This is a genomic window from Methyloradius palustris (assembly GCF_019703875.1).
GTDB classification, from domain to species: domain Bacteria; phylum Pseudomonadota; class Gammaproteobacteria; order Burkholderiales; family Methylophilaceae; genus Methyloradius; species Methyloradius palustris.
In genome coordinates this window covers 2,438,730-2,465,047 of the sequence record NZ_AP024110.1, presented here as the reverse complement: position 1 = coordinate 2,465,047, position 26,318 = coordinate 2,438,730, and the positions used below count along the sequence as shown (strand labels likewise).

General features: G+C 48.5%; 26 protein-coding genes and 1 tRNA gene. 25 read left to right on the top strand and 2 right to left on the bottom strand.

Going from position 1 to position 26,318, the window contains the following annotated elements; translation table 11 throughout:
- Positions 1 to 11: 11 nt before the first annotated feature.
- On the bottom strand, positions 12 to 1,370 hold the full coding sequence (gene chrA, locus ZMTM_RS11885; protein ID WP_225907035.1) for a chromate efflux transporter: 1,359 nt from the start codon (positions 1,368 to 1,370) through the stop codon (positions 12 to 14).
- 316 nt (positions 1,371 to 1,686) lie between these two features.
- Between chrA and ZMTM_RS11880 the strand changes: the two genes are divergently transcribed.
- The 18 genes from ZMTM_RS11880 (at position 1,687) to ZMTM_RS11795 (ending at position 20,643) form a co-directional block, all read left to right on the top strand.
- Positions 1,687 to 5,241, top strand: a complete 3,555-nt coding sequence (locus ZMTM_RS11880; RefSeq protein ID WP_225907034.1) for a hybrid sensor histidine kinase/response regulator — start codon at positions 1,687 to 1,689, stop codon at positions 5,239 to 5,241.
- A complete protein-coding gene (locus ZMTM_RS11875) occupies positions 5,234 to 6,151 on the top strand; it encodes a response regulator transcription factor (RefSeq protein ID WP_221764045.1) in 918 nt (305 codons plus the stop codon). The genes ZMTM_RS11880 and ZMTM_RS11875 overlap by 8 nt, the downstream gene beginning before the upstream one ends.
- 144 nt (positions 6,152 to 6,295) lie before the next feature.
- Entirely contained in the window at positions 6,296 to 6,568 is a 273-nt protein-coding gene (locus ZMTM_RS11870) for an FmdB family zinc ribbon protein (RefSeq protein ID WP_221764044.1), read from the top strand.
- 31 nt (positions 6,569 to 6,599) lie between these two features.
- Positions 6,600 to 7,256, top strand: coding sequence for a DUF502 domain-containing protein (locus ZMTM_RS11865; RefSeq protein ID WP_221764043.1), 657 nt, complete (start codon positions 6,600 to 6,602; stop codon positions 7,254 to 7,256).
- 46 nt (positions 7,257 to 7,302) lie between these two features.
- Positions 7,303 to 9,087 (top strand): aspartate--tRNA ligase, encoded by a 1,785-nt coding sequence (gene aspS / locus ZMTM_RS11860; protein ID WP_221764042.1) that lies wholly within the window; start codon positions 7,303 to 7,305, stop codon positions 9,085 to 9,087.
- 3 nt (positions 9,088 to 9,090) lie between these two features.
- Complete coding sequence (locus ZMTM_RS11855) at positions 9,091 to 9,732, top strand: DUF4145 domain-containing protein (RefSeq protein WP_221764041.1); 642 nt, start codon at positions 9,091 to 9,093, stop codon at positions 9,730 to 9,732.
- Positions 9,733 to 9,734: 2 nt separating this feature from the next.
- Positions 9,735 to 10,262 carry an adenine phosphoribosyltransferase gene (locus tag ZMTM_RS11850; protein WP_221764040.1) on the top strand — a complete coding sequence of 176 codons (528 nt, stop codon included), beginning with the start codon at positions 9,735 to 9,737 and terminating at the stop codon, positions 10,260 to 10,262.
- Positions 10,263 to 10,742 (top strand): dihydroneopterin triphosphate diphosphatase, encoded by a 480-nt coding sequence (nudB, locus tag ZMTM_RS11845; protein ID WP_225907033.1) that lies wholly within the window; start codon positions 10,263 to 10,265, stop codon positions 10,740 to 10,742.
- Between the two features lie 25 nt (positions 10,743 to 10,767).
- Positions 10,768 to 11,865, top strand: a complete 1,098-nt coding sequence (gene nadA / locus ZMTM_RS11840; protein ID WP_221764039.1) for a quinolinate synthase NadA — start codon at positions 10,768 to 10,770, stop codon at positions 11,863 to 11,865.
- A 15-nt stretch (positions 11,866 to 11,880) separates the two neighbouring features.
- Positions 11,881 to 12,639, top strand: coding sequence for an endonuclease/exonuclease/phosphatase family protein (locus tag ZMTM_RS11835; protein WP_221764038.1), 759 nt, complete (start codon positions 11,881 to 11,883; stop codon positions 12,637 to 12,639).
- A gap of 3 nt (positions 12,640 to 12,642) precedes the next feature.
- On the top strand, positions 12,643 to 13,791 hold the full coding sequence (gene clsB, locus ZMTM_RS11830; RefSeq protein ID WP_221764037.1) for a cardiolipin synthase ClsB: 1,149 nt from the start codon (positions 12,643 to 12,645) through the stop codon (positions 13,789 to 13,791).
- 92 nt (positions 13,792 to 13,883) lie between these two features.
- Positions 13,884 to 13,959 (top strand) — tRNA-Thr (locus ZMTM_RS11825).
- Positions 13,960 to 14,306: 347 nt separating this feature from the next.
- Positions 14,307 to 15,491, top strand: coding sequence for a diguanylate cyclase domain-containing protein (locus ZMTM_RS11820; protein WP_221764036.1), 1,185 nt, complete (start codon positions 14,307 to 14,309; stop codon positions 15,489 to 15,491).
- A gap of 169 nt (positions 15,492 to 15,660) precedes the next feature.
- A complete protein-coding gene (locus ZMTM_RS11815) occupies positions 15,661 to 16,080 on the top strand; it encodes a secondary thiamine-phosphate synthase enzyme YjbQ (RefSeq protein ID WP_221764035.1) in 420 nt (139 codons plus the stop codon).
- Between the two features lie 52 nt (positions 16,081 to 16,132).
- The gene (locus ZMTM_RS11810; protein ID WP_221764034.1) at positions 16,133 to 16,807 is read left to right on the top strand and encodes a hypothetical protein; all 675 of its coding nucleotides are present in this window, start codon (positions 16,133 to 16,135) and stop codon (positions 16,805 to 16,807) included.
- An 88-nt stretch (positions 16,808 to 16,895) separates the two neighbouring features.
- Positions 16,896 to 18,119: a Bcr/CflA family multidrug efflux MFS transporter gene (locus ZMTM_RS11805; protein ID WP_221764033.1), complete on the top strand. Its 1,224-nt coding sequence runs from the start codon at positions 16,896 to 16,898 to the stop codon at positions 18,117 to 18,119.
- Between the two features lie 24 nt (positions 18,120 to 18,143).
- Positions 18,144 to 18,746: an NAD(P)H-dependent oxidoreductase gene (locus ZMTM_RS11800; RefSeq protein WP_221764032.1), complete on the top strand. Its 603-nt coding sequence runs from the start codon at positions 18,144 to 18,146 to the stop codon at positions 18,744 to 18,746.
- A 31-nt stretch (positions 18,747 to 18,777) separates the two neighbouring features.
- The gene (locus ZMTM_RS11795; protein ID WP_221764031.1) at positions 18,778 to 20,643 is read left to right on the top strand and encodes a monovalent cation:proton antiporter-2 (CPA2) family protein; all 1,866 of its coding nucleotides are present in this window, start codon (positions 18,778 to 18,780) and stop codon (positions 20,641 to 20,643) included.
- Positions 20,644 to 20,676: 33 nt separating this feature from the next.
- Here the strand turns inward: ZMTM_RS11795 and ZMTM_RS11790 are convergent, their stop codons facing one another.
- Positions 20,677 to 21,105, bottom strand: coding sequence for a CBS domain-containing protein (locus tag ZMTM_RS11790; RefSeq protein ID WP_221764030.1), 429 nt, complete (start codon positions 21,103 to 21,105; stop codon positions 20,677 to 20,679).
- A 159-nt stretch (positions 21,106 to 21,264) separates the two neighbouring features.
- Between ZMTM_RS11790 and ZMTM_RS11785 the strand changes: the two genes are divergently transcribed.
- The 7 genes from ZMTM_RS11785 (at position 21,265) to ruvB (ending at position 26,318) form a co-directional block, all read left to right on the top strand.
- Positions 21,265 to 21,780: a MarR family winged helix-turn-helix transcriptional regulator gene (locus ZMTM_RS11785; RefSeq protein WP_221764029.1), complete on the top strand. Its 516-nt coding sequence runs from the start codon at positions 21,265 to 21,267 to the stop codon at positions 21,778 to 21,780.
- A gap of 35 nt (positions 21,781 to 21,815) precedes the next feature.
- Positions 21,816 to 22,199, top strand: coding sequence for a YybH family protein (locus ZMTM_RS11780; protein WP_221764028.1), 384 nt, complete (start codon positions 21,816 to 21,818; stop codon positions 22,197 to 22,199).
- A 31-nt stretch (positions 22,200 to 22,230) separates the two neighbouring features.
- Complete coding sequence (locus tag ZMTM_RS11775) at positions 22,231 to 23,148, top strand: DMT family transporter (protein ID WP_225907032.1); 918 nt, start codon at positions 22,231 to 22,233, stop codon at positions 23,146 to 23,148.
- 230 nt (positions 23,149 to 23,378) lie between these two features.
- Positions 23,379 to 24,104 (top strand): YebC/PmpR family DNA-binding transcriptional regulator, encoded by a 726-nt coding sequence (locus ZMTM_RS11770; protein WP_221764027.1) that lies wholly within the window; start codon positions 23,379 to 23,381, stop codon positions 24,102 to 24,104.
- Positions 24,105 to 24,139: 35 nt separating this feature from the next.
- Entirely contained in the window at positions 24,140 to 24,685 is a 546-nt protein-coding gene (gene ruvC, locus ZMTM_RS11765) for a crossover junction endodeoxyribonuclease RuvC (protein WP_221765711.1), read from the top strand.
- On the top strand, positions 24,682 to 25,263 hold the full coding sequence (gene ruvA / locus ZMTM_RS11760; RefSeq protein WP_221764026.1) for a Holliday junction branch migration protein RuvA: 582 nt from the start codon (positions 24,682 to 24,684) through the stop codon (positions 25,261 to 25,263). Before ruvC ends, ruvA begins: the two co-directional genes overlap by 4 nt.
- A gap of 17 nt (positions 25,264 to 25,280) precedes the next feature.
- Positions 25,281 to 26,318, top strand: coding sequence for a Holliday junction branch migration DNA helicase RuvB (ruvB, locus tag ZMTM_RS11755; protein WP_221764025.1), 1,038 nt, complete (start codon positions 25,281 to 25,283; stop codon positions 26,316 to 26,318).

Here is a 26,318-nt window from a genome sequence, read left to right as displayed (position 1 = left end):
AATTGATTGTTTCAAGCGAGTAGTTTCCAAGCCATCCCCAGCACGCCGCAACTCAGGATTACGGGGATGATATTGACCTTGAAGCGGTATATGGCAGCAAATGCCATGAGCGTGATTGTCACCGATGCCCAGTCCACCGAGCCAGTAAAGCCCTTTACCCAGAACACATGGTAAGCAAAAAATAGCGCTAGATTAAAGATAACGCCGACCACAGCTGCTGTGATTGCGCTGAGTGGTGCGGTGAATTTCAGGTTGCCATGGGTAGTCTCAATAAACGGGCCACCCAATAAAATAAAGACGAAGCTGGGCAGAAAGGTAAAAAAGGTCACAATTGCCGCAGCAATCAAAGCTGACATGAATACAGCATCTGGCCCAAACACTTGTGTTACCCAACCACCGACAAAGCCAACGAAGGTCACCACCATAATCAAAGGGCCTGGCGTAGTCTCTCCCAATGCTAAGCCGTCTATCATCTGTGTCGGGTTGAGCCAGTGATAATGCTCTACTGCTCCTTGATAGACATAGGGTAATACCGCGTAAGCCCCGCCAAAGGTCAGCAATGCGGTTTTGGTAAAGAACCAGCCCATTTGTGTGAAGGCGCCATCCCAACCATAGCGGATATATAGGATTGCCATGGCAAGTAACCAGATGCCGAGACCAATCGCAGTGATTCTTAGCACCTTGTTCCAGCTGAAACTAGCATGCTGTGGAGTAGGCGTTTCATCGTCAATTAGTGCGGGGCCATAATCTTTTTGGCTCGCACCATGTCCACCACCAACCTGAAAATACTTCGGGGAAGTGCGACCACCCATATAACCAATCAATCCTGCGGCCAATACGATGATTGGGAACGGGAGCTTTAATACCGCAATGGCAAAGAATGCCAATGCGGAGAGTGACCAAAGCACATGGTTTTTAAGCGCTCTGGAACCGATACGATAGGCCGCGAAGAACACTATAGCGACAACGGCTGGTTTGATTCCATAAAGCGCCCCAGCAACTGCAGGTAAAGCACCATAAGCCATATAGACCCACGCCAACCCTATCAATATGAAGAATGAAGGCAGAACGAATAGGCCGCCAGCAATGATGCCACCCCAAGTACGATGCATCAGCCAACCTATGTAAGTAGCAAGCTGTTGTGCTTCAGGGCCAGGTAATACCATGCAAAAGTTGAGCGCATGCAAGAAACGCTTCTCGGAAATCCAGCGTTTCTTCTCGACCAAGTCATGATGCATGATGGCGATCTGACCAGCAGGCCCACCAAAACTGATGAAACCAAGCTTAAGCCAATAGACAAAGGCTTGCTTTAGAGTGACAGGTTGAGGGGCTGTAATTTGGGTGCTGCTGAGGTTGTTTTTAGTGTCCACGAACTCTCCTTCAAGGTTATTAAGCCTCAGTTGGAGCAGTCCTTGGACGCTAGGCGTCTTGAAACGGGGGAGGCTGCAAAATCCCCACTTTTAATCGTAGATTCTTTTAAGCATTATTGCAACTCAAGTCAGAATCAACCTATAACTAGGCACAAGCCGTGCTTAATATTCAGCATAATTAGACACTCTTTTAGCCAGCCTCGGCTAATACGTCAAATGGCGTACTCCAGCAATGCCAGAAGTTATGTAAGATAAAGTTGGGTGTTTTTGTGACCAATCACCTTGGGTTATTAAAAAATAAAAGAGGGAAATGTAGTTGACCACAGCCATAGCCGAAGCCAATCAGGCCAATAATCAAGCCCACGAGCCAACACAGCGCATAGTCAAAGTGCGTCGTGATTACAATACATGGGTGGGTAACGAGACGCTGGAAGATTACGCCCTGCGCTTTACGCCGCATTCATTTCGTAAGTGGTCTGTATTGCGTGTGGCGAATACCGCTTTTGGCGCGATCTCATTTTTGGTTTTAGAAGCAATTGGCGGCACTATAGCGGTTAATTACGGATTTATAAACGCATTTTGGGCGATATTAGCAGTAAGCCTGATCATTTTTATGACGGGTTTGCCAATCAGTTATTACGCTGCAAAGTATGGCGTTGATATGGATTTACTGACCCGTGGCGCAGGGTTTGGCTATATCGGCTCCACAATTTCCTCTTTCGTTTACGCCTCGTTCACTTTCATTCTCTTTGCGCTAGAAGCCGCCATCATGGCTTATGCGCTGGAGTTGTATTTCCACATGCCGCTGTATATCGGCTATATGGTGAGCGCGCTCATTGTAATTCCGCTGGTCACGCATGGGGTGACGCTAATTAGTCGTATTCAGATGATTACGCAGCCAATCTGGCTGATTTTGATGGTGCTGCCTTTTATTGCCATTATTCATCAAGACCCTCACATCGTTTCGCGTCTAATCAGCTTCACTGGAAAATCGACAAGTGGTGAATTCAATCTGCTCATGTTCGGAGCCGCCACTGCAGTGGGTGTGGCGTTAATCACGCAAATTGGCGAGCAGGTGGATTTTCTGCGATTTATGCCTGAGAAGACCGAAGAAAATAAAATCGCCTGGCATCTCGGCGTGCTAGTTGCGGGCCCTGGCTGGATTATTCTTGGTTTGGTGAAAATGCTAGGCGGCGCGCTTTTGGCGTATTTGGCGATTGAAGGCAGCATGTCGTTTGAGAATGCAGTCAACCCAACGCACATGTATTTTGTAGGTTTCAGCCACGTATTTAGTGCTCCACAAATTGCCCTTGCAGTGACTACGCTATTTGTCATCGTCTCGCAGATCAAGATCAATATGACCAATGCCTATGCAGGCTCACTGGCGTGGTCCAACTTTTTTGCGCGCCTGACGCATAGCCACCCTGGACGCGTGGTCTGGGCAGTATTCAATGCGTTGATTGCTGTTATGTTGATGGAGTTGGATGTATTCAAGGCGCTAGAACAGGTGCTTGGGCTATATTCCAATATCGCCATTTCGTGGATTACCGCCGTCGTGGCTGATTTAGTGATCAACAAGCCGCTGGGCTGGAGCCCAAAAGGCATAGAGTTTCGTCGCGCATATTTGTATGACATCAACCCTGTAGGTGTAGGCGCGATGTTACTGGCTTCTACAATCTCTATTGCGGCATTCGCGGGATTATTTGGCCATGAGCTAAAAGCCTTCTCGGCATTCATTGCTTTAGGTACCGCATTTGTCACATCACCGTTGATTGCCTGGTACACCAAAGGCAAATACTACATCGCACGGCAACCTTATAAATTCAAGGTGGTGGTGGAACCATTTAATAAGGGCGTCAATCCTGCCAATCTTCAGCAGCCAGAAATCGCCAAGGCTAAACGGGTAGAGAAATGCGTGGTTTGCGAGCGTGAGTACGAAACTGAAGACATGGCGCAGTGCCCAGCTTACCAAGGTGCTATTTGTTCACTTTGCTGTTGCCTGGATGCGCGTTGCGATGATTTGTGCAAGCCGCACGCAAAATTATCCACACAGTGGGATGCCATGCTGGCAAAGCTGTTGCCAGAATCTTTGTACCCTTATCTCAATAGCGGTTTGAGCCATTACATCTTGTTGATGGCCGTTATTTTGACTTTTCTCGGCACCATACTTGGCCTGATTTATTTTCATGAAACCTTGATCCTAGAGAAAAGTGCCATCGCTTTGCTGCCGCAATTACGCATGGGATATTTAAAAGTGTTCGCGGCTTTGGTGTTTGCCAGTGCCATGATTACCTGGTGGTTGGTTTTGACCAGCCAAAGCAGGCGAGTGGCGCAAGAAGAATCCAATCGCCAAACGGGTTTGTTGCTGCGTGAGATTGAACTGCATCGCCAGACGGATACGGAGTTGCAACTGGCAAGACAGGTGGCAGAGCAGGCAAACCAGGCAAAAAGTCGTTATATCACAGGCATTAGCCACGAATTGCGCACCCCGCTCAATAGCATATTGGGTTATGCACAACTGCTCGATAACGACACCTCGATTCCCCTGCATCGCCAGCCAGCCATCCGCGTGATTCGGCGTAGCGGTGAGCATTTACTTTCACTCATTGAAGGGACGCTGGACATTGCCAGGATCGAGAGCGGCAAGCTGACCTTTGATATTAAGCCACTTAAATTCCCAGAGTTGGTCGGCCAGATCGTTGATATGTTCGAGTTACAAGCGCGCAATAAAGGCATCAGTTTTGCCTATGAAGTGACAGGCGAATTACCCGCCATCGTACGTGCAGACCAAAAACGCTTGAGCCAGATATTGATCAATATTCTGGGTAATGCCGTTAAATTTACTGAGCAGGGTGGCGTTATTTTTCGCTTGAAGTACGCCCGCGAGCTGGCGTTGGTCGAGATAGAAGATACTGGCCCCGGCATTTTGCAAGAAGAGATCGACGAAGTATTTGAGCCATTTACCCGTGGTAGCGCAGCCAATAACAGCAGCATAGGTGGCACTGGGCTTGGTTTGACTATTAGTAAAATGCTGACCCAGTTGATGGGCGGCGAGCTCACGGTTAAAAGCAAAATGGGCGAGGGTACTACCTTTTATATTCGCCTGTTTTTACCGCAGGCGCATCTGGCAAAAGAGCTGGCCTCGGAAAGCGTCTCTAGCCGTATTGCTTATCAAGGTGCTCGCAAGAAAATACTGGTGGTGGATAACGAGGCAGTCGATCGCGAGATGCTGGTACATATACTCGAACCGCTGGGCTTTGAAATGGCGCAGGCCGCGAATGGGCGTGAGTGCGTTGATCTCTACCAGACTTTCAAGCCTGACCTGATCTTGATGGATTTGGCGATGCCAGTGATGGATGGCTGGGAGGCCAGCTACATTATCCGCAAGGTACATCAGTCTGATGTGCTGATTGGCATCGTTTCAGCCAATGCGTTCGATAAAGGGCTGGAAAACACCGCGGGCATTCATACTGACGATATCATCATCAAACCCGTGCATGTTTCAGAGCTGCTCGACTGGATAGGTAATCGCTTGAATATCAAATGGCTCACCGAATTTGATTCGCTGGAAATGAGTGCTTACATGCCTAGCCTAATGAGTTTATCCGAGCATATCCCAGAGAAAGTAACGGATTTTATCTACCCACCAATTGATCATGTGCAGGCTTTAGAAGGTCTGCTTGCGGTTGGTTTTGTGCGCGGCGTTGCAACTAAACTGGATGAAATTGCCACCTTGGATCAATCCTATAAAGAGTTCGTCGCCTTGATGCGTAAGTTATTGCAAGGCTTTCAACTCGATGCAATGCGCCAGATTTTGCTGGAAATGCCTACACAGCAAACCAAAAGTCAGGAAATAAGCAGCAATGGCTAATATCAACATCAATCGTGGCCATGAAACTTTGGTGCTGATTGTCGATGACGTGCTCGACAATCTGGCCGTGTTGCATGATTCGCTGGCCGAATCTGGTTTTGCTGTTTTGGTTGCCAACAGTGGCAAAGCTGCGCTGCATACGGCCAAAGAAACCCAGCCAGATATTATCCTGTTAGATGCCATCATGCCCGAGATGGATGGCTTTGAAGTATGCCGCAGACTCAAGGCGGAAACAGATACGCAGCATATCCCCGTGATTTTCATGACAGGCCTCACAGAAGCTGAGCACGTAGTGGCAGGCTTTGCCGCAGGCGGTTGTGATTATGTGACCAAGCCGATTCGCCCAACTGAGGTGCTTGCCCGAATGGCAGCGCATTTGCAGACATCGCGCCAGATGCACCAAACGCGCGGCGCGCTGGATGCCTTTGGCCAAGCGGCGATTGCCGTGACCCCAAGTACCAGCAAGATCGTGTGGCAAACGCCGCTGGCAAGGCAATGGATAGAGGCATATTCAGCCAATACACAGCTGCAATCATGGGTCAATCGTCTATTTGAAGTGGTTGATAAAACAACGGCCATGCCATTAACGGTATTAAAAGGCGATGGCCGTTTGATTTTCACGCCAGTGGAAATTCAGAACGATGAACAATGGGTGATTCTTTTGCGTGAGGAGTCTGATGCCGCGCAGATTGACGCCTTGATTGCCACGTTCAAGCTCACCCGCCGTGAGGCTGAAGTGCTCTACTGGGCTATCAAGGGTAAAACTAATCGTGATATTGGCGATATTCTCGGTACTAGCCCGCGCACCGTGAATAAACATCTGGAGCATGTCTTCGCCAAGCTGGGCGTAGAAACACGTACTGCTGCATCTGCGCTGGCACGCAGCAAAATCCTCAACATCAAGATTTAATCGATACCTGCAAAAATATCGTTATTTTTCTCCCTTGCGTCCTGCAAATCTCATCCCCATTATCAATAAGGCCGCACGTTTAGTATTGTCGCTTTAGCAATCGCTAGGGCTTCGGGTATAATTTTGTTTTTAAGGGATATTTTCATGCCTATTTACGATTATCAATGCAGCAGTTGCGGCATTAAAAAAGAAGTTATGCGTAAAGTCAGCGAGCCTAACCTGACCACTTGCCCTGAATGCGGTAAAGAGACTTTTACCAAGCAAGTATCTGCGCCTAGCTTTCAGTTAACAGGCAGCGGTTGGTATGCAACTGATTTTAAAGGTGGCGGCAGTAAGCCTTCAAGCTCAAGCGAGAGTAAAGCATCAGAGCCAGCCGCTTCTGCAGCAGCCTGCGCGCCCGGCTGCGCTTGCCACTAACTGATTTTTCAATAAAGACGACATCACCATAATGAGAAAATATTTTATTACTGGCTTGCTGGTGCTGGTGCCTCTGTTTATTACGGTCTGGGTACTCACTACGCTCATCAGCACAATGGATAGCAGTTTGCTGCTTCTGCCAGTTGAGTGGCGTCCTGAAGCCCAGTTTGGCCGTGCTATCCCTGGTGTTGGCGCCTTGCTAACATTGTTGATTATTTTCGTTACTGGCGTCATCGCTACTAACTTTTTTGGTAAGCGACTGATTCTGTTGTGGGAAGCATTGCTCGGCCGCGTGCCAGTGGTTAAGAGCATCTATAACAGTGTTAAGCAGGTATCAGATACCTTGTTTTCTGATTCTGGTAACGCATTTCGCAAGGCTTTGCTAGTGCAATTTCCGCGTGAAGGCAGCTGGACAATCGCCTTCATGACAGGCCACCCAGGTGGCGATGTGGCGAATCACCTGCAAGGTGATTTTGTAAGCGTCTATGTGCCTACTACGCCCAACCCCACTGGCGGCTACTTTTTGATGTTGCCAGCCAAAGATGTGATCGAGCTGGACATGAGCGTTGATGAGGCACTGAAATATATTATTTCCATGGGCGTTGTCGCTCCAGTAATGCCAGACCGTGGCGTGATTCTCGATCTGGAAACAGCCAAAGCACTCGAACAAACCAGCAACATCAATTAACTTTTATCCCTACATTCCACCCACCATTTAATTTAAGAATTTGAATATGCGTACTCACTATTGCGGCCATCTAAACCGCTCACACATCGGCCAAACCGTTACCCTCTGTGGTTGGGCGCATCGTCGCCGCGACCACGGCGGTGTTATTTTTATCGACTTGCGCGACCGTGAAGGCATGGCGCAAATCGTTATTGATCCAGATACGCCAGAAGCATTTGCGCTGGCTGAAACGGTACGCAGCGAATTTGTACTCAAAGTCGTCTGTAAAGTCAGGGCGCGGCCTGAAGGTACAGTGAACGCTAACATTTCTACGGGTGACGTTGAGATGCTGGCTAGCGAGATCGAGATTCTTAATCCATCGCTCACACCACCTTTCATGCTGGATGACGACAACCTGAGCGAAATGGTGCGCCTGCAACATCGCTATATCGACTTGCGCCGCCCAGCGATGCAAAAGAACCTGATGCTGCGTTATCGCGTGTCTAAAACTTTGCGTGATTATCTGGATAACCACGGCTTTATTGAAGTTGAAACCCCAATGCTGACGCGCAGCACGCCAGAAGGTGCGCGCGATTATCTAGTGCCTAGCCGCGTTCATGCTGGTCAGTTCTTTGCGTTGCCGCAATCTCCGCAGCTATTTAAGCAATTGTTGATGGTTTCTGGTTTTGACCGTTACTTCCAGATCACCAAATGTTTCCGCGATGAAGACTTGCGCGCTGATCGCCAGCCAGAATTCACCCAGGTGGATATCGAGACTTCATTCCTGGGCGAAGAAGAGATCATGAACATCGTCGAAGACATGATTCGCCGCATGTTTAAACAAGTTCAGGATATTGACCTGCCTGCACAATTCCCGCGTATGCCATTCTCTGAAGCCATGAACAAATACGGCTCAGATAAGCCAGATATGCGCGTGACGCTTGAAATCACTGAGCTCAGCGACGTGATGAAAGATGTCGATTTCAAGGTATTTGCAGGCGCAGCCAATGCTGTTGGTGGCCGCGTAGCCGCCATGCGTGTGCCCAATGGGGCTGCAATCAGCCGCTCTGAGATTGACGCCTATACCGAATTCGTCAAGATTTATGGCGCTAAAGGCTTGGCGTACATCAAGATCAACGACATTACCAAGCTCAATGAAGAAGGCTTGCAAAGCCCAATCGTGAAGAACATTCACGTGACCGCGCTGCAAGCGATTATTGACCGTACAGGCGCGCAGAATGGCGATATCGTCTTCTTCGGCGCTGACAAAGCTAAGGTGGTGAATGAAGCCCTTGGCGCCTTGCGCGTTAAAGTCGGCCACGATAAAGGCCATGTGGATGGCCGTGCCTGGGCACCGCTCTGGGTGGTTGATTTCCCGATGTTTGAACATGATGAAGAAAATGACCGCTGGGCTGCGTTACATCACCCATTCACTTCACCAAAAGAAGGCCACGAAGACCTGCTCACCAGCAACCCAGGCGCTGCACTCTCAAAAGCTTACGACATGGTCATCAATGGCTGGGAAGTCGGCGGCGGTTCGGTACGTATCCATAAGCAAGAAGTGCAATCCAAGGTATTCGACGCACTGAAGATCAGCAAAGAAGAGGCCCAGGAAAAATTCGGCTTCTTGCTTGATGCCCTGCAATACGGAGCACCTCCGCATGGCGGCTTGGCGTTTGGTCTGGATCGTCTGGTCACGCTGATGGCTGGCGCTGAATCGATTCGTGACGTAATTGCCTTCCCGAAAACCCAACGCGCACAATGCTTGATGACTAATGCGCCGAACGAAGTGGATGAGAAGCAGCTTCGAGAATTGCATATACGTGTGCGGACACAAAATACAACTGCATAAATAGTGAAATATATCGCCCCTAAAGTTTTAGAAGGTTCTTTTAGTTGCCCCCACTGTAAGGCTATATCTCAGCATGTGTGGTGGGGAATAGATTTGGTCGGGCGGCTTCTTAGCTTTAACGGAGTGTCTTATGAGTATTGCAATATTCGGGTAGGGAAATGTACTCATTGCAATGAAAATACAATTTGGCTCAAGGAAAGAATGCTTTATCCAGCATTTAGTACTGCGCCAATTGCAAATTCTGAGATGCCTCAAAATGTTAGAGATATATACAATGAGGCATCAACTATATTTTCAGCTTCTCCTCGCGCTGCGGCAGCTTTATTAAGATTGGGTTTGCAAGAGTTGTGTGTGCATCTAGGAGGAAAAGGTAGAAATATCAATGATGATATAGCTTCCCTAGTTGAGAAAGGTTTACCTTTAATAGTTCAGCAATCCTTAGATATAGTAAGAGTTACGGGTAATGAAGCTGTGCATCCTGGACAAATTGATGTTGATTCAACGGAAACAGTTGGCTCGCTATTTGAGCTGATAAATATTATTGTTGAATATATGATTGCCATGCCTCAAAAGGTTTCTGGTATTTACAAAAAGCTTCCAGCAAGCAAACTGGCTGAAATAGAAAAGCGAGACGCTGAGAAGTAAGCATGCTGTTCACATCACTCATCCGCACCATACCCCATTACCCAAAACAAGGCATCCAGTTCCGAGATATCACCACCTTGCTGAAAGACCCTATCGGGTTTCGCATAGCCATTGATGAGCTAGCCAAGCGATATTCAGACCAAAAAATAGAGAAAGTTGCGGGCATTGAAGCACGTGGCTTTATTATCGGTGCAGCCCTGGCTTACAAGCTAGGGGTTGGGTTCGTGCCAGTGCGTAAGCCAGGTAAATTGCCCGCTGAAACTATCGGCCATGATTACGCGCTGGAATATGGGTCAGATCGCATCGAGATACATACCGATGCGATTTCACAAGGTGAACGCATCTTGCTGGTGGATGACTTGATTGCCACAGGCGGCACGGCAGAAGCTGCGGCGCTATTGATTCAAAAACTCGGTGGTGAAATTGTAGAGTGCGCGTTTGTGATTGATTTGCCAGATTTAGGCGGCACGAAACGATTGGCGCAAAACGGACTCAAATCGTTTTCATTGTGCGAATTTGAGGGCGAGTAAGTGACAGTCGGAAAGATAGCAACACCAGTGGCGTTTAAAACCCCGATTTCAGTTCTGGTGTTGATTCACACGGTAGATTTAAAAGTGCTGTTGATCGAGCGGGCTGATAAGCCGGGGTTCTGGCAATCGGTGACTGGTAGTCTTGAAGTTGAAGATGCTGGCTTAGTCGATACCGCCATTCGTGAAGTGATGGAAGAAACAGGTATTGATGCCACCCAACATAAGCTCGCCGATTGGCAGACGTCTAATACTTACGAGATTTATCCGCACTGGCGTTACCGTTATGCGCCAGGCGTGACTGAGAATATCGAGTATCAGTTTGGGTTAGAATTACCTGAGCCACTGGCCGTGAAATTGGCCCCTGATGAGCATGTGAATTACGAGTGGGTAGATTGGCGCGAGGCGGCTGAACGCGTGTTTTCATGGACTAACGTGGATGCGCTGCGCAAGCTGGGCGAGCGCCACGGATTAACGTTATAACAGCAGTACAAAAAGGCAGGTAGCTATGCAAACAACAGCGATCAAATTTGAACGTTTTCAGCATTCGCAAGATGAGGAATGTCAGCAGCGCATAATTGCGGCCAAGGAAAAACTCGGCAAAAAACTGGTGATACTCGGTCACCATTACCAAGGTGAAGGTGTGTATCGCCACGCTGATTACACAGGTGATTCGCTCAAACTTTCACGTTACGCGGCTGAGGTTGATGCGCAATATATCGTGTTTCTGGGTGTGCATTTCATGGCCGAAGTGGCCGATATTCTCTCGCGCCCAGACCAGATCGCGATTTTGCCTGACTTGGCTGCAGGTTGCTCTATGGCTGATATGGCGAACCTCGCGAAAGTAGAACGCAGCTATCGCGAGCTGAACAAGGTGCTGGATTTTGATGAAACCATTACGCCGCTGACTTACATCAACTCTGCCGCTGACCTGAAAGCCTTTTGTGGCGAGCACGGTGGCATCGTCTGCACGTCAACGAATGCCACCAAAATGCTGGAATGGAGCTTCGCGCGGCGTGAAAAAGTATTGTTCTTCCCCGACCAGAACCTAGGTCGCTGGAGCGGCCACAAGATGGGTATTCCCCTAGAACAAATGCCCGTTTGGGATCCTGACCAGCCTATGGGCGGCCTGACTGAAGAAGAAATCAAGAACGCGAAAATCCTGTTGTGGAAAGGCCACTGCGCCGTGCACCAGATGTTTCGCCCGCAGAACATCATCAAATTCCGTAATGAACATCCAGATGGCATCGTGATCTCACACCCTGAAGCCCCATTTGAAGTCTGCCTGCAATCCGATTATGTGGGCTCTACTGAATACATTTTAAAAACAGTGCGCGAAGCGCCAGCAGGCACACGTTGGCTAGTCGGCACCGAATTGAATCTGGTGAACCGCTTGGCGGAAGAGATGAAACCGCAAGGCAAAACCGTGCAATTCATGTCACACGTCGTGTGTGAATGCTCAACCATGGCGCGTATTGACCCACAACACTTGGCATGGACGCTGGAAAACTTGGCTGAGGGTAATGTAGTGAACCAGATCAAAGTGCCCGAGAATGAAGCCAAGCTTGCCATACTGGCTTTACAGCGGATGCTGGATGCCTCATAAAACGGTAGGTGTTGTTTGAGTAATATACTGCGCATTGCCACCTTTAATGTTCACAAAGGCTTGAGTACATTCAATGCGCGCTTTTCGTTGCATGATCAGCGTGAGCTACTCCGCAAGCTACATGCTGATATTGTCTTTCTGCAAGAAGTGCAGGATGAACATGCCAAGCACAGCAAGCGTTTCAGCCCGTTCCCACTGAATGGCCAACTGGAGTTTCTGGCTGACGCTGTTTGGCCTAACTACTCCTATGGCAAGAACTCGGTTTATCCTGCAGGGCATCACGGCAATGCGGTGCTTTCAAAATTCCCCATTATCAATACAGAAAACCGCGACATTTCTGCGCATAGCGTAGAGCAGCGCGGCATGCTGCATTGCGAGATCAGTATTCCTGGATGGGATCAAACCTTGCATTGCATTTGCGTACATCTCGGCCTGTTTGCCCGTTGGCGTACAAAGCAATTGCAGGAAGTAAAACGATTTATTGAAGACCATGTGCCCGCAGATTCGCCACTGATTATCGCGGGTGATTTTAACGACTGGAGCCTGAACGCAGGCCGTAGTTTTGCTGAGAGCCTGCACTTGCGCGAGGTGTTTGAACATAGCCACGGCAAGCCTGCACAGAGCTTTCCCTCGTGGTTGCCGATTTTGCGGCTAGACCGTATTTACACGCGTGGATTCAGCATTCGCCACGTTGAAGTACACACAGGCCCAACTTGGTTAAAAGTATCTGACCATGCTGTGCTGACTGCAACGCTGGCGCATCAGACAGCTTAAGCTATGTCACAATTTCTACCCAATAATCAGATTACTCTGCTCAGAAATGGTGAGGAATATTTCCCTGCACTTGAGGCGGAGATTGACCACGCCGAGCACGAAATCCATCTGCAAACCTATATCTTTGAGAACGATGCTACAGGCCAGAAAATTGCAGCAGCCTTAATGCGTGCCGCTGGTAGAAAAGTGACCGTGAATCTTTTATTGGATGGATTTGGCAGCAAGGATTTTCCAGCTTCATTGTTAGATGCGTTGCAAGCCGCAGGCGTGAATGTGCTGTTTTTTCGCCCCAAGATTTCACCCTGGACATTAAAGCGTAATCGCCTGCGCAGGCTGCATCGCAAGGTGTCAGTGTTTGATGGCCACGTTGCATTTGTAGGTGGCATTAACATCATTGATGATTTTGATGTACCCAAAGACAAAACCTCGCCGCGTATTGATTATGCGGTGCGCATAGAAGGGCCGCTTTTGGTGCCCATCATGCAACATGTGCATACGCTTTGGGCGCGCACTGCGTGGTCACAGTTAAAGCCTGCCACTATCAACATCCATCAATTAGATCAGCCAGCCACAGGCGACAAACTTGCCGCTTTTGTCGTGCGCGACAATCTGCGGCACAGGCGTGATATTGAAAATGCTTATCTGGCCGCGATTGAAAATGCAAAGTCCGACATATTCATCGCCAATGCCTATTTCATGCCTGGTCGCCAATTTCGCAAGGCCTTGATGCGAGCAGCTAAACGCGGGGTGCGCGTCAGGCTGCTGTTGCAAGGCCGTATGGAATATTTCCTGATGATTGCAACGCATGCTTTTTACAGCATGTTTCTACGAGCGGGCATTGAGATTTATGAGTATCACAAAAGCTTTATGCACAGCAAAGTTGCCGTAATTGATGATGACTGGGTAACCGTTGGCTCATCCAATATTGACCCATTCAGCTTGCTGTTGGCGCGTGAAGCCAATGTAGTCGTGATTGATAAAGGCTTTGCACAAACCCTAAAGCAGGATTTAGAAATCGTCCTGGCCGAAGGGGCAACACCTATTCTGTGGGATGACTGGAGCCGTGGTTTTGTGCTCAAGCGGCTGGTTTCATGGGTGGTGTATGGATTTGTGCGGTTTGTCTTGGGTGTGATTGGCCAGCCTAAACAATAGGCCACAGAAGCACAGACAGTATTTAATTGCGTTTGCTGTCAGCCCTGCAAAACTTTATAATCCAGCCTCGCTCTTTCAGAGCAACTTTAAGTGCCGCTTTAGCTCAGTTGGTAGAGCAATTCATTCGTAATGAAGAGGTCGCCAGTTCGATTCCGGCAAGCGGCACCACCCAGTTCATCATTTCCCCAATTAGTTCTATAAGCCTCGCAGACAAAAAAATCGCCAATTTAATTGGCGAGGTAATATCAAATCACGCGGGGAGGAGCGATCTAATCAGGCGCTGTCAAAAACAGCACTTCAAGCAAACTTATAGCATGAAGCAATATGCCGCATATGTGCGCTTTCTAACATATAGCACATCATTTTAAAAATCAGGCTGACTTGGCTATGTGCGGGCGACGCTTGCAATATTAAGTCTCTAATGTCTAAATGCTACATCATGCTAATGTAAGCATGAGCTAGTAAAAAGAGCATCGTGATGACCAGGTTAACTGGAGCGCTAAATATGATGACTTATGTTTAATTACAAAAAACAGATTTTGATCCCGCTTTTAGTGGTGGCGCTGATACTGTCTGCCGCCATGGCCACCTTGTTCTTTTCGGCTTATCGGCTGATTGAGCTTGGTCGGGTTGGCGACAAAGTTGAAAACGCGCGTTATCAAATCATTACCCTGCAAAAATCGCTGGTAGAGGCAGAAACTAGTCGCCGTGGTTACTTGCTTACTTACAGTTTGGTATTTGCTGGTTCTTATGATCAAAGTATCCAGGATTTTGCTCAAACCTACGACCAGCTACTTACGCATCTAAAAGACTTCCCTGAGTTGCAAACCGAACTCACCCAGGTAAAAACCCTGACTGGGGCAAATTACGACCAGATGAAGTTTGTCAGCCAGATACAGCAAACCGATGGCTCTTACTCGCCACATTTGAGCTCCCTGCGCAAAGATACAAGCATCATGGGGCAAATAAACGCACATTTAAAAAATGCCGATATTTTATTGCTGAATAAAAAAACCTCGATTGATCAAGAGATCAGCCACAGCTTAAAAGCCACCATCCTCGGCTCTATACTGCTGGTGGTATTGATTGTGGTGGTGCTGGTGATTGGCTACAGAAAAACCATCAATTTATTTGAAATCACGGTCAAATCCAAGAGCATGGCCGAGGCAATGAGCCATGACGCCCACTATGATGTGCTTACCGATTTGCCTAACAGACGGCAATTTGAGACTTATCTTAATCGCCTCATTTCACTTGCTCGCCGAAACAAAGAATCTTTTGCGATTTTCTACATGGATCTGGATGGGTTCAAGAATATTAACGATCAATACGGTCATGATGCCGGCGACGAGGCCTTGGTGTTTGCCGCTAACCGCTTTCTGGACGCTTTGCGCCAATCAGACTTTATCGCACGGCTGGGTGGGGACGAGTTTGCCGCCATTATCCATCGCTATCGAAATCGCAGTGAATTGACGGGTTTGTCCAACAGAGTGATTCGCTATATCAACAAGGAATTTGAAGTGAAGGGTCACAAGAGTCAATTAGGCGTCAGCATAGGTATAGCGTGTTACCCGGCAGATGCCGACGATGCTGATTCTTTGATCAGAATGGCAGACCTTGCAATGTATGAAGCCAAACGCGCAGGCAAAAACAGGGCGGAATTTGCTGTGGCGCCTGAAGGTAACCTCATCGAATATTAACGCGTGCTTGGTAGAAGCGTTCTGAGTGTTGGTGACCTAGCCCGTGTCCAGCATATAGCTATTTAAGATGTCTTCAATTCATCATCAAGCCATTATCGCAAGTTATAATCGGCCATCGCTACTCGCAATATAGCCAAAATAACGTACCAACCTCATCGGAGAATATGCCATGAAAAGCTATCGCAAAGAACTCTGGTTTAACCCGCCTACCCGTGTTGCTTTTATCAATATCACCTCACAAATACGTGAATGCCTGCGCGAAAGTGGCGTGCAAGAAGGCTTTGCGCTAGTAAATGCCATGCACATCACTGCCAGTGTATTCATCAATGACGATGAATCAGGCCTGCACCATGACTACAAAGAATGGCTAGAGCGCCTGGCGCCACACGAACCCATCCGTAACTATCGCCACAACGACACAGGCGAAGACAATGCCGATGCCCACATGAAACGCCAAGTGATGGGCCGTGAAGTGGTCGTGGCCATTACCGAAGGACAGCTGGATTTTGGCCCCTGGGAACAGATTTTTTATGGTGAGTTTGATGGCAGGCGCAAGAAGCGGGTCTTAGTGAAGATTATTGGTGAGTGATTACTGCTATGGAAAGATGTCAGCCGACGATGCATTTAATTTAAGGAAACTGATGAATATTGGACCTACGGTTAGGCGTTCCCTGTTTGTATTCGTGGCCTCATTATTACTTTATGGATGTAGCAAAGATGACGAACCTAAATTAAGTGCAGATATTTCTTACCAGGAACCTGTTTCTCCTTACGAGAAAATGCTGACCGATTTAGAAGAGCAGAGCAAGGCTTATACGTTTCTTGATCGCACTGATACGCTGGGTGGGGTTGATGTCGACCAGAATGGTATACGTGACGATATTCAGAAATTTATAGATCAAAAGAAATATACCGAGCGCGAGCGTGTTGGCATTACGCAGATGGCAAAGTCCATTCAGGAAATCGTTAAACTCGATTTGAAAGATGAAGCTGCAGTGCATGATGCCACCATTAATAGCTACAAGGCCACCGCTTGCTTAATTCAAGTGACGACTGATGAGAACAAAGCCAAAGCGCTGATGGGCGATAAAAATCAAGGCGCAGTGTCCAACGATAAGACCCTGCTGCAAACTGCACAGCAGCTCGGCAACATGACTGCCAATACACGCATACGTATTGTTAACTATCTGGCATTCAATGATGAGGTGGATATAGCCTATAACGCAGCGGACATGCCTATGCCCTGTGACTACGACCATGCCTACATTGAGAAATTAAAAATCGATGCCAACAAGTCTGCGGTGACTAATAAGTGACTGTTGAGTCGATAGAAGTCGCTGTCTAAATTTGCTATAGGCCAATCATCAGGCAATCTTAATATCATCTTCAGAAAGACCACGTTTCATGAATTCAGCTTCACCTAAACCAGCCAGCGGTTTCCCTGGTTGGGTAGTTTTACTCGGCGCGCTTACTGCAAGTGGGCCATTATCTATCGATATGTATTTGCCGAGCTTTTCTGCGATTCAGCAGGGGTTACAGGCAAAAGGAGGCGCAGTTGAACTCACGCTGGTGAGTTTTTTCATTGGCCTGACTTTTGGCCAACTGATTTATGGGCCATTGAGTGATCGCTTTGGCCGCAAGCCGCCTTTGTATGTGGGATTTGTGTTGTACCTGATAGGCTCAGTAGGCTGTTATATGGCGGATAGTGTGACTGCGCTGACCATCTGGCGTTTGGTTCAGGCGCTTGGCGCTTGTGCTGGTATGGTGATTCCGCGGGCAATTGTGCGTGACCGTGCAGCGCCTGCTGATGCAGCACGTATTTTCTCCATGTTAATGCTGGTGATGGGTTTGGCGCCTATTCTTGCGCCGTTGTTTGGTGGCTTTGTACTAAATATGTTTGGTTGGCGCGCCATCTTTATCGCACTGACTATTTTCGGGGCATTGTGTTTGCTGGCCATTCATTTTCAGCTGAATGAGAGCCACGATATTCAGCATGAGCCACCTTTGCAGTTCAAGGTGGTGGCAAGAAATTACCTTAATTTGTTCGAGAGCAAAACCTTTGTTGGCTATACCCTTGCTGGCGGCTTGGCGATAGCGGGTATGTTTGCTTATGTCGCAGGTTCACCATTTGTGGTGACTACGCTGTATGGGGTTTCACCTGCACATTTTGGCTGGGTGTTTGGTTTTAATGCCATTGGTTTGATAGGCGCCAGCCAGTTGAATGTCTGGCAACTTAAAAAATATGCGCCAGCAGTCTTGCTGCGTAATGCCTTGTGGGTCAGCGCGCTGGCGGGCATTGGTTTGTTTGCACTAGAGATTTTTTATCGGCATCACGGTTTGCCGCCTTTTGCCTTAGTGCTTGCAGGCTTGTTTCTTTATGTGGCGAGTATTGGTTACGTTAGCCCGAATGCCAGTGCCTCAGCGCTGGCGGCACATGGCGAGCATGCGGGGACGGCATCAGCATTGATGGGCGCGCTGCAATTTGGTTTGGGTACACTGGCAGGCATTGCGATTGGTGTATTGCATGATGAAACAGCGCTGCCATTGTCGCTGGTGTTGGCAGTGTGTGGCACGGGTGCCTGGTTGAGTTATTATTTGATGGTGCACAAACCAGTGCATAAGCTGTAAACAATTTCATTAGAGAGTTTTGGTATGTCGAATAAAGTCTTGGTGATTTTCGCGCACCCTAGTTTTGAGACGTCACGCATGAATCGCGCGCTGATCAGTGTCGCCCGTGAATGCGAGAATGTTACGGTGCATGATCTTTACGAAACGTACCCCAATCAATTCGTTGATGTTGCTTGTGAGCAAAAGCTCTTAAATGAGCATGATGTGCTGGTGATGCAGCACCCGCTCCAATGGTATTCATGCCCGCCTTTGATGAAGAGTTGGCTAGATAACGTGCTGACTACAGGCTGGGCGTATGGGCCAGGTGGTAGTGCGCTAGAAGGTAAGTATTGGGTGCATGCCATTACTAGTGGCGGTCCTGAGTTTATGTACCAGCGTGGCGGTTACAACAATTTCTCCATGGCCGAATTATTACGTCCGTTTGAACAGACGGCCGACTTTTGCAGCATGCATTATCTTCGGCCTTTTCTAACGCACGAGGTGCTTAGGCTGGAGGATGAGGATATCAAACAGCAAGCCGAGCAATACAGGCAATGGCTGCTTGCCATCACGCAAGGCAATTTGCCGCCTGTCGTACATACATTGCATGTGCCGCAAGCTGATTTTAAGCATGCTCCCCCACTATAATCCTACTTAATATCAAGATTGCAACGTTCTCATGACTGAAGTTCACGCTCCCTCATTGTTGCTGCAAAGCATTGTCTATCTTGGCGCTGCTGTCCTGGCGGTGCCTGTTTCCAAGCGCATCGGATTAGGCTCTGTACTTGGTTATTTGATTGCAGGCATTATCATCGGCCCATGGGGTTTAGGCCTGATTAGTGAAGTTGAAACCGTGCTGCACTTTTCAGAGTTTGGCGTGGTGATGATGCTTTTCCTTATTGGTCTAGAGCTTGATATTGATGATCTTTTGAAAATGCGCGTGCCCATTTTTGGTCTGGGTGGTTTGCAAGTAGTCATCACGGGTTTGGTAGTTACTTTTCTGGGGCTTGTTTTTCATCTGGATTGGAAAATTGCACTGGTAGCAGGCATGGGCGTTGCCATGTCATCCACCGCTATTGCAGTGCAAACATTGTCTGAACGTGGTGAGCTTGAGCTACCTGCGGGGCGTTCAGCTTTTTCAGTGCTGTTGTTTCAGGATTTAGCAGTAATTCCGCTGATGCTTCTATTAGCGCTATTAGCCCCGGATGCTAAGCATGCCGGGATGGATTGGCTGGCCGCTGGCAAAGCTTTGGCATTGATAGTAGCGATTGTGGTGGGCGGCAATTTTGCCTTGCGCCCAGTACTGCGCTATATCGCCAATACTGGCTTGCGTGAGATATTTATCGCATTCGCCCTATTTTTGATCATGGGCGTTTCAGTATTAGTGCAATCAGTCGGCCTCTCTATGGCTTTGGGTGCATTTCTAGCGGGTGTCCTGCTCGCAGATTCTGAATATCGTCAAGAGCTAGAGCTAGACATTGAGCCGTTTAAAGGCTTGCTGTTGGGTTTGTTTTTTATTGCCGTTGGCATGTCTGTGGATTTGGGGCTCGTGTTGCATCAGCCATTGCTGGTGTTGGGTTTGGCGCTCGGGTTGGTGATGCTCAAAATCAGTGTGTTGTATCCACTGGCAAGGCTGTTCAAGCAAGGCAGGCTAGATGCTTTGTTATTTGCATTGACGCTTTCACAAGTCGGTGAATTCGCCTTCGTACTCTATAGCGCTGCTGAGCAGCAGGGGGTGTTAAGCGGCGCTGCTGCTAATCTTCTTAATGCTGTGGTAGCCATTTCTATGTTGACTACTCCGCTATTAATGCTGGCTTATACCAAGTGGATGAAGCGTAAATTAAACGCTAGGTCATCAGCCAGTTTTGATGATTTTGAGAAGCATCGCCCCGTGATTGTGGCGGGTTTCGGCCGCGTTGGCCAAATGCTGACGCGTTTGTTGAATGCAGTGGATATTCCACCCACCGTTATTGAGTTTGACCCAAACCAGATAGAGTTTGTGCGGCAGTTTGGTTTGAAAGCCTATTACGGCGATATTACACGCCCTGATGTGCTTGAGGCGGCAGGTATCTCAGAAGCACGCTTGCTAATACTGGCGATCGATAGCCCGGAAGATGCAATTAAAACTGCGCAATATGTACGCAAGCACTATCCACAAGTCAGGATACTGGCGCGCGCGCGCAATAGAACTGATGCATTTGAATTTATGGATTTAGAAATTGAGAATGTGCGAGAAACATTTTTCTCATCTCTACAAATGGGGGAATTGGCTTTACGTGCGCTGGGTTATGGCGCTTTCCAGGCCACGCGCGCCGTATGGCGCTTTCGTAAACATGACGAAAGCATGCTTAAAGAATCACAACCTTTGCACCATGACATCACAAAGCTGGTGGCGTTAACCTCCCGCTCGCGCGAAAACCTTGCCAGGCTGTTAAAGCTGGAAACTGAAAATACTGTACGGGCCAGCGTAGATCTAGGTTGGTGGGATAACGAAATAAACAACGCCAGCCAGCCAGCGACTGAGAAACAGGACAAAGAAAGCTAAAGGCTGATTAGATTTGCGCGATCTAACCCAGTTTTAGCCCTGTATATAGGTTTCCAGCTGCTGGATTAAAAACTGCTGGTAGGCAATTGTCTCTTTAACCAGATCACCAATCGACAAAATACCAATCACTTTATTATTTTCAACCACTGGCAAATGGCGAATGCGCTTGCCCGACATCAGGTTCATGCAGTCTTCAACGGTATTATCTGGCGTCACAGTGATTACCTGCTTCGACATAATCTCAGCAACCGCAGTAGTGCGTGATGCGCGGCCTTTCAGCACTACTTCACGCGCATAATCGCGTTCAGAAAATATACCTACTAAATGGTCGTTACTGAGTACCAGTAATGCGCCGATCTTGTGGTTTGCCATTACGGATAGTGCGTCGTAAACGGTGCTTTCGGGTGATACCGAGAGGGTGGAATGGCCTTTGCTGGCCAATAGCTGGCGTACGGTTTTCATGATCTTCTCCTCAGAAGTTGTTTGGCTTACTTTATGTCTTTTTTAGACTATTTTTGTACTGCTACTAATCAATATACTCTTTAATTTATCGCGATATAAGCATCTCGGCTATTTCAATCACTTGACATAGTTAGCCACCTAATTATAATAGTGCTAACTATGTTGCAACTTCGCGATTTACCAACCACTGAAACGCTAGAAAAATTTGCCTCGCGCTATCCCGAGGCCGATGTGACTGCGATTTCTACATTTTTGCATTTACTACGTGTGGCCACAGATTTGTCTGCCGCGCTGGATGAATGCCTGTCTCGCCATGGCTTGCTGCAAGGCCGCTGGTGGGTGTTGATCCTGCTCATGCGTGAATCAACATTGACTTCCACACCGTCAGCTTTGGCCGACAAAGTCGGTATTGCGCGTGCCTCTATGACGGGCCTGATTGATGGCCTCGAGCGCGATGGTTTAGTGGAGCGCATATTTGATGCAAATGACAGGCGCAGTGTTGCTGTATGCCTGACTGCGGCTGGCCAATTCAAGCTAGACATAGTCATGCCCGATTACTACAACCGCTTGCGACTATGCATGGCTGGGCTTGATGAAAAGAGTCGGGCGCAGTTATCAAAAATGCTAGCGCTGATTGATGCGGGCGTTGCCGAATTTACCAAAGCCAAGATTTAAACCTAGTTTATTTAACTATCACCAAGGAGATTAATATGTCAGACCAACAAGCAATTACTAAAACCATCAGCGAAATCAACACCGCATGGGATGCCGCATTTAATACAGGAAACCCAGAAGCTGTAGCCGCTTTTTATGATGCAGCTGCAACTATTTCGCCAGCAGGCTCACCACAACTGACTGGCAATGCTGAAATCTATGCGTTCTGGAAAAATCTGTTTGCGCAAGGCGTGAATGGTCATCACATTGAGTTGATTGAAGTCGGTGTAGATGGCGGCCTGGCATTCCAACGTGGGAAATGGAGCGCAGGCTTGACTGATGCTGCAGGCGAGCGCCAGACATTCAGTGGTAGCTTGCAGTTGGTTTACCGCAAACAGGCTGATGGTAGCTGGAAAGCACTAACCCACATCTGGAACTAAAACGCGGAAACTTAACAGCGTAAAAACTAAAGTGGCTTATAAACCTTCAACCACAGTCCGTGCCTTTGCAGCACTTATCCTGCTAACCGTGTTATGGGGTTACAACTGGGTGGTGATGAAGCATGCGCTGGATTTTGCAGGTGCTTTTCAATTCAGCGCACTACGTACTTTTCTCGGAGCGATTTGCCTGTTTGGTGTTTTGCTCATCATGCGCAAACCCTTACGCCCTAGAGAAATACCGACGCTGATCGTGCTGGGGATTTTGCAGACCAGTGGTTTCACTGGGCTCATTATCTGGGCCTTGGTAGAGGGTGGTGCAGGTAAAACGGCTGTGCTGACCTATACCATGCCATTCTGGGTAATGGTGCTAGCATGGCCGCTACTCGGTGAAAAAATACGCGGCACACAATGGTTCGCAGTCATTTTTTCGCTGATGGGTTTGCTGTTCATTCTTGATCCACTGCATTTGGGCGCGGATTTATTCAGCATGATATTGGCCGTCATGGGTGGTGTTTGCTGGGCTTTATCCGTCATCGTTGCAAAGAAGCTTCATCAGCGTGTGCCCGACCTTGATCTGTTTTCACTGACTGCATGGCAGATGTTGTTTGGTTCAGTGCCGATTATCATTGCTGCGTTTCTCGTCCCTGCGCCGCCTATACAATGGACTAGTAGTTTTATTGGTGCCGTATTGTTTAATGCCATTCTCTGCAATGCGCTCGCTTGGCTCTTGTGGCTGTATGCCTTGCAGCGCTTATCGGCTGGCATTGCAAGCATGACATCGTTGCTGGCTCCTGTTATTGGCGTGCTAGCTGCGTGGTGGCAACTTGGTGAACGGCCAGGGGTCGGTGAGATGGTTGGTATGACACTCATTGCCATTTCATTGCTCATCATTTCGATACGCAGCATCCTCAAGCAAGAGCAGATAGACCCCGCAATGGGGCAGGATTAGGGCAGATTCGCACAAGGGCTCTGTGGTAGAATCTTGAAAATTTTCTTGATTAATTTTCACGGAAACGCGTAATTAAGTTGTTGAGCGGGATGAAGTGCAAGGCGCACGGAACGCAGTAACCGAGACAGTACACAGAGTACGGCGAGGTTGCGAGTACCGCGCAACGCAGCAATTCGCCCGCGCAGACACTTAAATTCCGTGTTTTCCAGGTATGTATAGGATTCTAGAACATGGCAGGGCATTCCAAATGGGCGAATATTCAGCATCGTAAAGGCCGTCAAGACGCCAAGCGCGGCAAGATATTCACCAAACTCATCAAAGAGATCACCGTGGCTGCCCGCATGAGCGGCGGCGATGTCAATTTCAACCCACGTTTGCGTGCAGCCGTGATTGAAGCCAAAGAAGAAAACATGCCAGCGGATAACATCACCCGTGCCATCAAGCGCGGCACTGGTGAACTCGAGGGTGTGAGCTACGAAGAGATCCGCTATGAAGGCTATGGCACCAATGGCGCTGCGGTCATCGTGGATTGTTTAACCGATAATAAGCAGCGTGCAGTAGCTGATGTACGCCATGCTTTCAGCAAATATGGTGGCAATCTAGGTACTGATGGTTCAGTCGCCTTTATGTTCAAGCATCTTGGCAGTTTGGTGTTTGCGCCAGGCACGAATGAAGATGCTCTGATGGAAGCTGCTTTAGAAGCGGGCGCCGAAGACATCATCAATAATGAAGATGGCAGTATCGAAGTGATTACCGCGCCTGCTGATTTTTCAGCCGTAAAAGAAAAGCTGGAAGAAGCTAATTTCAAGGCAGTGTTCTCAGAAGTCACTATGAAAGCAGATAACGAAGTAGTGTTTGCTGGTGAAGATGGCGTGAAAATGCAAAAGCTGTTGGATGCGCTCGAAGAGCTGGACGATGTGCAGGATGTTTACACTTCTGCAGTGATTGAAGAATAAGTGCATTTGCGAGATTTATTCTGGATGGCTGATTGATACAGTCTATTAGAATCCTCGGCATAGACCCAGGCCTGCGATTAACAGGCTTTGGCGTCATCGAGAAAATCGGCGAGAAATTAATATATATCGCCAGTGGTACGATCAAAACTGCCAGCGGTAAAACAGAAAACAGGGAAGAGTTGCCAGCACGGCTTAAGATTATTCTTGATGGCCTGTTCGAGGTGATTGAAACCTACCAGCCGCAAGAAGTGGCGATTGAAAAAGTATTCGTCAACGTCAATCCGCAATCAACACTGCTATTGGGCCAAGCGCGTGGCGCAGCCATCAGTGCCGCTGTGATGAAAGACCTGACCGTGGCAGAGTACACCGCATTGCAAGTCAAACAGGCCGTGGTTGGCAACGGCCATGCCGCAAAGGAGCAAGTGCAAGAAATGGTCAAACGATTGCTCAATCTACCCGCAGTACCAAAGCCCGATTCAGCTGATGCGCTTGCCTGCGCCATCTGCCACGCACATGGCGGCCAAGGGCTGGGGAAGCTTGCTACAGCAGGCTTTCGCGTGAAAGGCGGTAGGTTGATATGATTGGGCGTTTAAAAGGCCAGTTGCTGGAAAAAACACCGCCACATGTGATTGTGGATTGTCATGGCGTTGGCTATGAAGTAGAAGTGCCAATGAGCACGTTTTATAATCTGCCTGCCCTTGGCGAGAGCGTGACACTACTTACCCATTTTGTGGTGCGTGAAGATGCGCAGCTACTTTATGGCTTTGGCACAGACCGCGAACGGGCGACCTTTCGCCAGTTACTTAAAGTGAATGGCGTAGGCGCAAAATCGGCGCTGTCTATTTTGAGTGGCTTGTCGGTGGATGACCTGATTCAGGCCATCGCGTTGCAAGAAACGGCCATGCTGGTCCGCGTGCCTGGGGTTGGTAAAAAAACAGCCGAGCGTTTGTTGCTGGAATTGAAAGATAAATTCAGCGTGGAAGGCCTCACCAATGCGGGCAGTAGCATGCCAAAATCAGCCACGGGCGATGTGCTCAATGCATTGCTAGCACTAGGCTACAATGAGCGCGAAGCATTGGCGGCAGTAAAACAACTAGCTTCAGATGTCACAGTGTCTGATGGTATTAAGTTGGCACTCAAATCGCTTTCTAAATCTTAAAACTAATATTTAAATCCATGATAGAAACCGACCGCCTGATCGCAACCGCCACAGAAAGCCCGCAGGAAGAGGCTCTGGAGCGTGCTTTACGCCCCAAGGCGCTGGATGAATATGTCGGACAGGAGAAAGCACGCAGCCAATTGGAGATATTCATCAGCGCTGCCCGTGGACGTAGTGAGGCGTTGGATCATGTGCTGCTATTTGGCCCACCAGGCCTGGGTAAAACCACTTTAGCGCACATCATTGCCAAGGAGATGGGCGTGAATATGCGCCAGACTTCTGGCCCCGTATTGGAGCGTGCCGGTGACTTGGCTGCCTTGCTGACCAATCTTGAACCCAACGATGTGTTGTTCATTGATGAGATCCATCGTTTATCGCCTGTGGTAGAAGAAATTCTCTATCCCGCGATGGAAGATTACCGTCTGGATATCATGATAGGTGAAGGCCCTGCAGCACGCTCTGTGCGACTTGATTTGCCGCCGTTTACACTGGTAGGCGCCACTACCCGTGCAGGCATGTTGACCAATCCATTGCGTGATCGCTTCGGCATCGTATCTAGACTGGAATTTTATACATCTGAGGAATTATCGCGCATTGTGCATCGCTCAGCAGGTTTGCTGGAAGTTGATATTCAAGAGGCTGGCGCATTTGAAATCGCCAAGCGCTCACGTGGCACGCCGCGTATTGCCAACCGACTTTTACGCCGCGTACGCGATTATGCGCAAGTGAAAGCGGATGGCATTGTTTCTGCCGAGATTGCCGATGCCGCATTGAAAATGCTGGATGTCGACAAGCTGGGTTTTGACGTAATGGATAGAAAACTATTGCTAGCAGTGCTTGAGAAATTCGGCGGTGGCCCTGTTGGTCTTGATAACCTTGCGGCAGCCATAGGCGAAGAGCGCGATACGATTGAAGATGTGCTTGAACCATATTTGATTCAGCAAGGCTATTTGATGCGCACCCCGCGTGGTCGCATCGCTACGCAGTTATCCTACCAACATTTCGGCCTGCCTTTGCCTAACGCAATTGCCACTGGAGAGTTATGGCAGGAGTAA